Below are 9757 nucleotides of genomic sequence, written 5' to 3'. Positions count from 1 at the left end.
GGCTTGCCAGCCCCGCCTGCATCCCGAGCGCCGAGGTGAAAATCAGAAAGTCCGGCTGGATATCCGACCGAGGCCACCGTCCCGGCGGTTACGCCGCCGACAATGAACGCCATGTTATCCGGCTCGAACCTCACCGCGAACTTCGCAGGGTCGCCGGGCGGAACGACAGGCCCGTTTATTCCTTCGCCCGCCCCGGCGGACGTCTGTAGAGCGCGGATCACACCGTTCGCGGTATTCTGGAACACGGTGAGGCGGTTGTTCACGTCGGATTGGATGGTGAAATATGGCGGGAACGGCTCATTGGTTCCGTACATTGCGCCGTCGAAAAACACCCAGACGCCGCCCGACAGGTCGAACCCCGACAGGTCCGAGTTGAAGAGCTCCGGGGCAGAGGTCACCGCGCTGCCTTCGGTAATGACCGGCGCCGTTCGAATAGGCGTAGCCGTGAGGTTCGCGGCCGCCATGTGGTAGCTGTACGCGCTCTGCTCACCCATAACCGAAAAGTAGACGGCGGTGGCACCAGCGGGCTTACCCACTGTCATGGAAAGCTCATTCCAACCGGGGTCGAGGTCGAAGTCTTGCTGCCCACCCGTGAACCCGGCACCATCGCTGAAAGGGCGGACAGCAACGGTCTGAGGCCCGTCGACGTGCGCCTCGAAAGAGTACGTGATCGGAGTGCCGTCCGGCACAGCAGTCACGTCGACGAACTGTCGCAGCTTTTGGTCCCCGCCAGGCGGAATGTTGATCTTGGCGCAGGGCAGCCCCAGGCGGCTCAATATCTCTCCTGGCGCGACAGTGGCGCCATTGTTTTTAACCCACGCGGACTGGGTCATGTCCTCAGACCACCGGAGCAGGTTCGTGTACTCCCCCGTCAGAAACCACCGACGCTCCCCGGACCCGAAGTCCGCAAGACGCGGCACGTCCACTCCTCGCGGCAGATAGGCCCCGTCGGAAGTGCGCTCATAGCGCGTGCCTGCGGCCTCAAAGGTGCCCATCTGGGAGAAGGACGCCGGCACCCCACCCTTCGCGAAGCGGCCGGTTTCCGGCGAGAAGAAGAGGTGCGCATTGCGGGCCACCGGATCCCGCGCGACCCAGTTCCCGGCACCGCCCGCCAGGGTGATGGCGCCCGTTCCGATACCGATCATGGGATCACCAGATCGCCAGGATGTCGGACGCGGTGGTGCCGGTGGCCATGACGCGGACCGCCTCGAAGGCAATCTCGGTGCCGGCCGCGACATTCCTGCGGATCGCCACAACGCCTGCGGCGTCGCGAAGGGCGAGATCCCCGCCGGTACCGACATAGAGCGCACGCGGGCGCACCGGCAGATCGGTGCTGTCGGAGGGAATGACTGCGGCATGGCGCGCTCCCGAGCTGTTTCGGGCGGGGTAGCTCTTGGCATATTCGGGGTGCATTTAGGTCTCCTTCTGAAAATGATTGACGGTGGGCACCCGGTTTCATCAACCGGGCCCCTATGCTCTGCACTGCGTGGCCTCACCCCAGATCACGTCCGCACGACGCCATAGACAGAGAGTGAACCGGTGTTCGTGGATTTGCTGAGCGCCAGCCGGATCGTGTTGACGATGCCCCGGTGGCGCCTGCCCCAAGATATGGCAAGGGCCCCCGCCGCTGCGCATGGCGGCGCAGCCTGAAGGCGCCCCCGACCAGATCCGAAGCTGAGCTTACTTGAGCTTCCAGAGCCAAAGGGTTCGGCCCCGGGCGGGCCGGGCGAAGACGTTGTACACGCCAACGATGTCGAGGTGAACGTAGGCGATGTCAGCAACCACTCGCAGAGTGGAAGTGGCCCCCAGCGTGAAACGAGCGCGACCAAGGCTGGACGCCGCACCATACCCCGTACACGAAGCAATGTTTGAATGGCCGAGGTCAACGCCCGCTGTCATATCGCGCAGCGTAGTCAAAGCCCGCCCCACAGACGACGAGCTATCCCGATAAAAGCTCACATCCCATTCAGCGTAGTATTCACCAGGCGGCAGATCGATGATGTCACCGCCGCTGAGGCTGACCCCTGGGATCCGGTCGGTGTCGTGATCCAGCACGTCATCGAAGGTGACCTGGTAATCGGTGCCCGGTCCCGTTTGCGGCCAAACGGTAGTGGTGGTGCTGATGGTCAGATGGGGCGCAGCAAAGCTTCGGGCGCCGATGTATGCTCCAACACTCCGCTGACTGGGCGGGCGTGTCGCGCTGTCGGTGTCAAAACTGTCTTCGTCGAGGACCAGCTCGCTCACGTCGAGCGCGGCCAGCTCCCCCAGCGAAGCCTGCAGGCTGTCCAGGGCATCGAGGACCGTCGCCTCGTCTTCCATGATCCCATCGAGGAAAGCCGCCAGCGCCGCGAGCTGAGGGGCACCGGTCTCGACAAACCAGGTGAAGAGCTCCGACGCGCGGGGCGAGAAGGTGGCCGGATCGCTCGCGCTCGGCAGCAGGCCGGCGTAGGGCGTGAAGTCAGGGACAGGCATCAGGAAACCCCCATGATGGTAAACGAGTATTCATATTCGTCGGGCAGATCCTCGGCCCATTGCACCGGCCCGAGGATCCCGAAGTGGATGCTGGAGGGGCGCAGCTCCGCCCCGATCGAGGCGACCAGCGTGCCGGAGAGCCGGTCGAGCTGCGGCTTCACCTGGTCCCAGAGCAGCTTCGGGGCGACCACGGCATAGTCCATCTCGACCCGGGTCGGGCCGCGGGCCAGCGTGAGGGCGCCGTAGTCGTTGAAGCTGTAGCGCGAGCCGCTGATCGAGCGGCCGACCGTGTGCTGGGCCATGCCTTTCCCGACAAAGAGCCGGTCACCGAGGAAGACCTCGCCCAGCGTCACCGCGCTACCCGACAGGGCGACCAGCACGCGCCGGGTGGTGCCCGGCAGGTTGAGGTTCACCAGCTTGTCGGAGAAGCCCGTGAAGGGTTCCAAGAACCATTCCCACCAGTTGCTCACCTGCCGACCGGACAGGTTGGTCTCCTCGTCCAGCAGGACCGTGTCGACCACGTCGAAGCAGATCAGCCGGGCGGAATTGGCCATGACCCCGAAGAGGATCAGAGTATCGATGCCCTGCAGCCCGTCGATCTCGATGATGATCGGGGCGGAGGTCGGGTTGATCCCGAGCCCCGGATCGAGCCAGGGCACTTCCGCGCCGGGGTCTTCGGTCGCCACCGTGGCGTTGGTCAGCACCCCATCGAAGCAGGCGAAGGCATTGGTGAAACTGTCGAAGACCCAGCGGGCCGCCAGGACCGACTGATCCTCCAGCAGCGGATCGAGGCCGAGATTGTCCTCGATGGCCGACTGGTAGATCCGGTGGCCCCGCACCACCCGCGCGTTCAGCGGATAGCTGGTCTCCACGTCCCAGGCCGGCGCATCGTCCTCAACCAGAGAGGTGCGCACCTGGTCGAGGTCGGGCGAGAACTCCCGCGCGATGTACATGCTCAGAACTCCCGTTCGGCCGGGGTGCCATAAGCGTCCCAGCGTTCCATCAGCGTGACCAGCCGGCGCAGGGCCGAGGTCTGGGCCACCCCGTCGGTGCTGAGATTGTGCAGCGTGCCGGCGAGCGTCACGCCGGCGTCGCCCCCGGACATCACATCGGCGGAGTAGCCCCGCGCCTCGGCGATCGCCGCCAGCTTGGCGTCGAACTCGGTCGCGTAGTATTGGCCGAGGTCGAAGGCCCCGGTCAGGCTGGCAATCCCGCCCTCCACTTCCGCGAAGAGCCCCGAGAGCGAGAGCAGCGCCGCATAGGTATCGCGCCCGGCTTCGGTCATCAGGTCCTGGCTCATGACCAGCTCGCGGAACTGCTTCGCGGTCTCCGGCACGGCCAGGCCGAGGTCGGCGAACTGCTCATGCAGGGCGTCCGTGGCCATCTGCATGCGTTCCGCGTCGGTGTAGAAGGTCGCGACAAAGCCATCGAGCTGGCCAGCCAGCGCGTCGATCCCGCCGGCGATCTCGCCCAGGTCCTCGGCCGCGATCGCCATGTCATCGAAAGCGCCGTGGAACCCCTGCCCGAGAGGTTCCAACATGGTCTTCAGCGCCGCCAGCGCCTGCACCTGGTCGAAGGTGACCGAGGCGACGGTATCGGAGATCGCGTCGGCATAGTCGCCGAACCACGCGGCGATCCGCTCCTGGATCTCCGCCTCCGACATGTCCCGCGTGTCGATCTTCTCGATGGCGACGCGGACGCCGTTGATCATGGCGTCGGACACTTCCATGCCGGCAAGGCTGAAGGCGCTCTGCACCGCCTCCTGCACGTTGCCCAGCTCTTCGCTCAGCGCCTCCTGGGTTTCGCGGTCAAAGGCCTTCCGCTTCGTCGAGGTGCTGGAGGACAGCCCCCAGAACTTCGTCTTCTTGATCCGCTGATAGGTGCCGCCCCTCAGAAGCCCGTCGGCCACCCCCAACTCGATCCCGGCACCGACCAGCTTCTTGGAGGAAAAGCCCTTGATGAGCCCGACCACCGCCGTGACGGCCCCGATGATCGGCAGGGCCGCCGAGATCGCTCCGCCGATGGCGCCGAGGCTCGAAACTAGCCCCCCGCCGATCTTCGCCAGCGAACTTGTCATCCCCGAGAAGGCCGAGGTCAGCCCGCCAATCACACCGGACAAGCCGCCGCCGCCCGTGCCAAAGGAGGTTTTGAGCAACCCACCAAAGGCATTCGTCGCAGCACTACCGATCCCCGAACGAAGATTGCCGAAGGCGCTCGACACGTCACCCGAGGCGAGCGAAGAGGCCGCCGACTTGAAGGCGCCCTGCAGGCCATAGGCATCCTTAGTCAGGTCGTTCACATCGGCCTTGAGGTCCTTCAGCGCCTTGCCGCCGCGCGCGCCTGTCGCATCGAACTGATCGCCAAGGTCCTGAACTGCATCCCCTGCGGTCTCCAGCGCGGTGGTCACGCCCTCTGTCGCATCCTGCGCAGCGCCGCCGCCTTCAGCGCCGGTGTCATAGGTCTTCTTCATCGCCTCTTTCAGTGCTCCGACAGCGGCCAGGGGCTCCGTCAGGCCTGCGGCCAGCTCTGCATTGGTTGCCTCAAGCTCTGCAATGCTGTCCTGGGCCTGGCTGATCGCAAGCTCGGTTTCATAGACAGCCGAACCGGCCTTGATAGCCGCAGTCCCGACCGCAAGCATTGCGTCTTCCATGCCGGGCACGTCGACCAGCTGGGCCTTCACGCCATGCAGAAATCCGGCCCACGCCCGCTGGAGACCCGCGATCATCTTCAAGAAACCGGCCTGAATGGCCGAGAAGCTGATCGCCAGCTTGTTTTCGAGGATCGCTCCGCCGTCACCGATCCGGGCGAAGACCTCACTCGCCACATCCTTCACCAGCGAGAGCGCTTCCCCGAAACCGCCGAGGCGCTCGACTGCCCCTTGGATCTTCAGGCCTATGTAGACGGCCCCGGCAGCCAGGGCCGCAAAGCTGGCGACCGTCAGGCCAATGGGCGACGCAATCGCGACGAAGACAGGGGCAAGCGCACCAACGGCAGCGGCAAGGCCGCCCACGGCCAGCAGCACGGGACCAACGGCCGCCGCGACGGCCGCGGCGATCACCGCGAAGCGTTGCACCTCCGGCGATAGCGCCTGGAAGGCCAGGGCTACGCCCGACGCCTTGCGCGCCAGCTCCGCCATGACCGGCAAGATGATTGCGCCGACCTGTTCCATGGCATCGCCGATGTCCATCATCGCCGCCTCGATCTGGCCCGACGGCAGCTCGCGCAGCGCCCTGGCCTGACCGCCATACTGCTTTTCGAGCTCGGCCAGCATCATCTCCTGCGCCCCGGCCGCGTCACCGACCTCGACCATAGCCTTGATCAGGTTCTTCTGCTCTTCGGTGAAGGAGACACCCACCCGGGTCAGCGCCGTCAGACCCTTGGCCGGATCGTTCAGCGCCTTGCCGAGCATCACGGTGGAGCTCTGAAGGTCTTGGCCGAGGGCCGCCGACATATCGAGGGCCGCACGTTGCGCCCGGGCGAAGACGTCCCCCGTGACGTTGCCGAAGGTCAGGAGGTTCGAGGTGACCTTTCCAAGGATCTCCTCGTCGCCGAAGAGCGAGTTGCCCTGCAGTTCACTGGCGATCTTCTGCAGCTCGGCGGAGGTATACCCGGCCGTGGTCCCCATCGAGGCCAGAGCGGCGTCGACCTGCGCCACGGCCTGGGCCTGGACCTTCTGCAGCTCCATCGACTGCTTCCCGATGGCCACCAGCGGCGCGGTCAGCGCGAGCGACATCCCCGCACCGATCCGGCGAAAGTCCTTTGCCATCCCTGCGAACTGCTTCTGCATGTTGCGCATGCCTCGCGTGGCGTCGCTCATCCCCTTCTGGAACTCGGCGGAATTCATGCCGAGATCCACGCGCAGGGCGCCGATCAATCCCTTGAACATGGGCTGGACCTTCTATCGGGTTGGTTTTGCGCGATGCGTCGCGACCCGCTCGGCGAAATAGGCGCGGATCTCGGCATCGGCCGAGCCACGCCGCCGCCGGCGGTCGATGAACTCATCGGGCTTCGGGAATGTCTTGGGGCTGTGCGTGGCGATCATCACCAGCTGGCCGAGGCTGTAGATTTCGCCCCGACGCTGGCGCGCCGCCCGTTCCTGCCCGAGCAACACGCCGGACAGGACCAGGTCGATTTCGCGGAGGGTCAGGTGGCCGAAACGTTCATAATCCTGCCCCGCCGCGACCCACTGGCGGATCAGCTCTTGCCAGTCGTTTCTTTCGGGGCGCCGCCGGCGGGCTTCCCCGCCTTGTCGCCGTTTCCCGCCGCCGGTTTCTCCTCGGGGAAGGCCAACCGGATCGCATCGCCGATGGCCTTGCCTGCCGCGGTCATGCCACTGGCGTCCAGCACCTTGCCGGCATCGCGCATGGTGGTGCCTTCATGATGCTCCTGCAGGCCGGCCCAGAGAATGGTCCGCAGCGCCCGCACCGAGAGGCGCCCGTGAGAGGCATCGGACAGAGCTTCGGAAACCGAGGTGAAAGGCTTCTTCGTCTCCTCTTCGTAGGCACACATGCCATTGGTGGTGAAGGCAAGCTTCCAGCCCTCGCCGCCATCCTTCGGCGCGAGGTCCACATGGGTCTTCAGGGTCATGTCAGGGTCCTTTCTATCGCCGCTGCAGCTGCTGCAGTCGGCGGGTCATGCCGCGGCTCAGGCGGCCGGGGTGAACTCGGTTTCGCCGGAGGTCTTGCCGGAGATGGTGAAGGTGGCGTCGCCGTCGATCTGATCGAGGCCACCGGTTTCGACAACGGGGGTGATCATGTGGCAGTCGAAGGCATCGCCGTTCTGCAGCGTGATCCGGTAATAGGTGCCCCCGGCCCGCGCCTCATCCGCCTTGGCCGCCACATAGCCCGCGCGGTCATAGAGGCAGGAGATCGACAGATCCCCCGGCTCGGCGAAGCCCTCGCCGTATTCGTGGATCTTCGCGGGGCTATCCAGCGTGGTGCGCTGGCGCGTGTTCTTCGTCAGCGTGGGCACCGTCACCCCCGTGACCTTGGCAACGGGCGTGAAGGTCACCCCGTCTTCGGAGCGCTCCACCGAGCCGCCCCAGAGTTCAGTTTCACCGGCCATGTCGTTTCCTTTCTGCCGTTCGGGTTCAGCGCGCCTGTCGCGCCGCCTTGCGCCGCGCTCTCGCTGCGGCCTTCTCCACCTCGACGCTCATGTCGTCGCGGATCTGCTCGAAGATCTGTTGCTGGGTCTGATCCCAAGCCGGGCGGGCATGAGGCTGCGCCGCGTGATGCGCGTTGCCGAACTCCTGCTGCTGGCCCGCCGGATCATTGGTCCCGGCGTACATGAAGACGTCATCGCGTCCCTCGCGCCGGGCCGAGGCCGCCTGGCGCCGGGTCAGCCGCGTGCCAACCCCGTAGCTTTCTTCCAGGTCGCCACCGGATCCGCGCGGGGCCAGGGCATTGGCCCTGTCCGCGAAAATCTGTGCTGCCTTCTTCAGAACCCGCCGGGCCAGAGACTTGCGCGTCGTGTGCTTGGGCAGCTCATGCAGGGCCTTCTCCAGCTCCCGGCCGCCCGTGAACTCCATCTTGATCATACGACACTCCAGCGAATGCTCATGTCGACCGAGACCCCGAAGAGCGGACCCAGGTCGCCGAGGCCGCGCCCGTCGAGGTCCCGCGCCCCGATCACGAAGGCGCCCCGGAAGAACACGCCTTCGACCACGCCCCGGAACCCCGAAAGCAGGCTGCGCACCTCCCAGCGAAGGGCCTCCGTTTCAGCGGCTGTCACGGCCCAAGCATCGAGCTGGACAGTCGACCGCTGCACCTCCGCCTCGCCGTCCAGCGTGTAGGCCACCGGCGCACTGACCAGCGTCAGGCCAAGGTACGGAAAGCCACCCGCATGGGCCGGCGGGGTCGACCAGTTCACGCGCGTTCCGACCTGCGCCTGCAGATCAGGATCCGACAGCAGCAGCGCCGTCAGCGCCGCCTTCATGGCGCCACCCCAGGGCTGGCCCGCGCAGCGGTGAAGGCGAAGATACCCCGGCGCACCGCATGGGGGCCACGCCCCACCAGGTCCCAAGTCTCGCCCAGAACCCGGATGCGATCGACCAGCGAGACGGAGCGCGCCAGCGGCGTATCCAGCACCAGCACGCGCACGGCCGCCACCATGCCCTCAGTCTGCAGGGCGACCTGTTCCTGAGCGCCGAGGTTTTCTACGGCGCCCCAGGACCGACCGATCTCTGCCCAGGTGAAGGTCGGTTCATTCAGCGCGTTGCGTCCGGTCTCTGCCCGCCGCTCGAAGGTCACGAGCCGATCACGGATCAGAAGCTCCTTGCCGCGCGACAGCGGAGCGCCTTGCGTCTGCGCCATGTCAGATCCCCTCACTCACATCGGGCCGCTGGTAGCGGGTCTGTTTCATCAGGTGCCGGGCGCCGAAGGTCAGCCGGGCCGCTTCCGGCTGATCGATGGCGATGTTCGCGTCGCGCCATTCCTTGGCGATCATGATGATCGCCTGGGCGAAGCGCTGATCGACCGCATCGGCACCGGCCTCTGCCTCGACCTCGATCACCGCAGGTTCGCCCGCCGGAACCGCGCCAACGGGAAAGAGGATCTGCGGTTCTTCCGCCAGCATGCGCAGCCCAAGGTCCGGCAGGGCGAGGATCGTCTCCGCCCCGCCCTGCAGGAGTTTCACCGAAGTCACCTCGACCACCGGCGCGCAGGGGAACCACCAGCGCAGCAAGCCCGGGCGGGCGCGGAAGCTGAAGCGTAGCGATCGCCGACCAAGCAGCCGGTTCGTGCCCGCCTCGACCACCTGTTGCGCGGCGGCCAAGTAGCTTTCGATCAGCGCATCTGCCTCGGCGTCCGGTTCGATGAAGCCGGTAGCGCGGCGGAAATCTTCGACGCTGACCGCATTGGCCGGCGCGTCCCCTGTCAGTTCCATCGGCCCGCCTTACTTCTTGCCCGGCCGTGCGACGCCCTGCGCCGGGGGGCTGCCCGCTTCGGCCTTGGCAGTCGTCGGCTCGGACGCGCCGGCCTCTTTCGCGGCCACGTCCGCCTCGCGCGCATCGAGCTCGGCGGCACGGCGGATCAGGTCGGCTTCGCGGGCTTCCGCCTCGGCCAGGCGGCGCGCCAGGCTGGCGGCCTCATCATCGGCAGCGGGCTTGCCCGCGGGCGGAACGTAGGGTTTGGCCACACCGCTGGCGATCAGCTTGGCCGCGCGCTCGGGCAGGAAGCCTGCCGTTTCGCCGGGGTTGTACTTGCCGGAATGCTTTTTGAACGTCACCGGGGTCATCATCATGTCGGGATCTCCAGATCGGAAGGGAAAGGGACCGCGCCGGGATCAT

13 protein-coding genes are annotated in these 9757 nt (G+C 66.3%); all 13 read right to left on the bottom strand.

Annotated features, from left to right (window positions below; translation table 11 throughout):
* Positions 1-1145, bottom strand: a 1145-nt coding sequence (locus CVM50_RS07215) for a phage head spike fiber domain-containing protein (RefSeq protein WP_157792144.1), incomplete at its 3' end; no start/stop codon positions are given.
* 4 nt (positions 1146-1149) lie between these two features.
* Positions 1150-1413: a spike base protein, RCAP_Rcc01079 family gene (locus tag CVM50_RS07210; RefSeq protein ID WP_085887303.1), complete on the bottom strand. Its 264-nt coding sequence runs from the start codon at positions 1411-1413 to the stop codon at positions 1150-1152.
* A 267-nt stretch (positions 1414-1680) separates the two neighbouring features.
* On the bottom strand, positions 1681-2472 hold the full coding sequence (locus CVM50_RS07205; RefSeq protein ID WP_085887304.1) for a hypothetical protein: 792 nt from the start codon (positions 2470-2472) through the stop codon (positions 1681-1683).
* Positions 2472-3425 carry a hypothetical protein gene (locus tag CVM50_RS07200; RefSeq protein WP_085887305.1) on the bottom strand — a complete coding sequence of 318 codons (954 nt, stop codon included), beginning with the start codon at positions 3423-3425 and terminating at the stop codon, positions 2472-2474. Before CVM50_RS07200 ends, CVM50_RS07205 begins: the two co-directional genes overlap by 1 nt.
* A gap of 2 nt (positions 3426-3427) precedes the next feature.
* Positions 3428-6358, bottom strand: coding sequence for a phage tail length tape measure family protein (locus CVM50_RS07195; RefSeq protein ID WP_085887306.1), 2931 nt, complete (start codon positions 6356-6358; stop codon positions 3428-3430).
* Positions 6359-6370: 12 nt separating this feature from the next.
* A complete protein-coding gene (locus CVM50_RS07190) occupies positions 6371-6583 on the bottom strand; it encodes a hypothetical protein (RefSeq protein WP_085887307.1) in 213 nt (70 codons plus the stop codon).
* A gap of 83 nt (positions 6584-6666) precedes the next feature.
* Positions 6667-7059: a hypothetical protein gene (locus CVM50_RS07185; protein ID WP_085887308.1), complete on the bottom strand. Its 393-nt coding sequence runs from the start codon at positions 7057-7059 to the stop codon at positions 6667-6669.
* A gap of 57 nt (positions 7060-7116) precedes the next feature.
* Positions 7117-7536 carry a phage tail protein gene (locus CVM50_RS07180; RefSeq protein ID WP_085887309.1) on the bottom strand — a complete coding sequence of 140 codons (420 nt, stop codon included), beginning with the start codon at positions 7534-7536 and terminating at the stop codon, positions 7117-7119.
* Positions 7537-7561: 25 nt separating this feature from the next.
* Positions 7562-8008, bottom strand: coding sequence for an HK97 gp10 family phage protein (locus CVM50_RS07175; protein ID WP_085887310.1), 447 nt, complete (start codon positions 8006-8008; stop codon positions 7562-7564).
* A complete protein-coding gene (gene gp17 / locus CVM50_RS07170; protein ID WP_085887311.1) occupies positions 8005-8406 on the bottom strand; it encodes a tail completion protein gp17 in 402 nt (133 codons plus the stop codon). Before gp17 ends, CVM50_RS07175 begins: the two co-directional genes overlap by 4 nt.
* The gene (locus CVM50_RS07165) at positions 8403-8783 is read right to left on the bottom strand and encodes a head-tail adaptor protein (RefSeq protein ID WP_085887312.1); all 381 of its coding nucleotides are present in this window, start codon (positions 8781-8783) and stop codon (positions 8403-8405) included. Before CVM50_RS07165 ends, gp17 begins: the two co-directional genes overlap by 4 nt.
* A gap of 1 nt (position 8784) precedes the next feature.
* A complete protein-coding gene (locus CVM50_RS07160; RefSeq protein WP_085887313.1) occupies positions 8785-9354 on the bottom strand; it encodes a head-tail connector protein in 570 nt (189 codons plus the stop codon).
* Positions 9355-9363: 9 nt separating this feature from the next.
* Positions 9364-9711 carry a hypothetical protein gene (locus tag CVM50_RS21295; RefSeq protein ID WP_085887314.1) on the bottom strand — a complete coding sequence of 116 codons (348 nt, stop codon included), beginning with the start codon at positions 9709-9711 and terminating at the stop codon, positions 9364-9366.
* Positions 9712-9757 lie beyond the last annotated feature (46 nt).

It is taken from the genome of Pseudooceanicola marinus (genome assembly GCF_002786295.1).
GTDB classification, from domain to species: domain Bacteria; phylum Pseudomonadota; class Alphaproteobacteria; order Rhodobacterales; family Rhodobacteraceae; genus Pseudooceanicola; species Pseudooceanicola marinus.
This window is presented reverse-complemented; position numbering and strand designations above follow the sequence as displayed.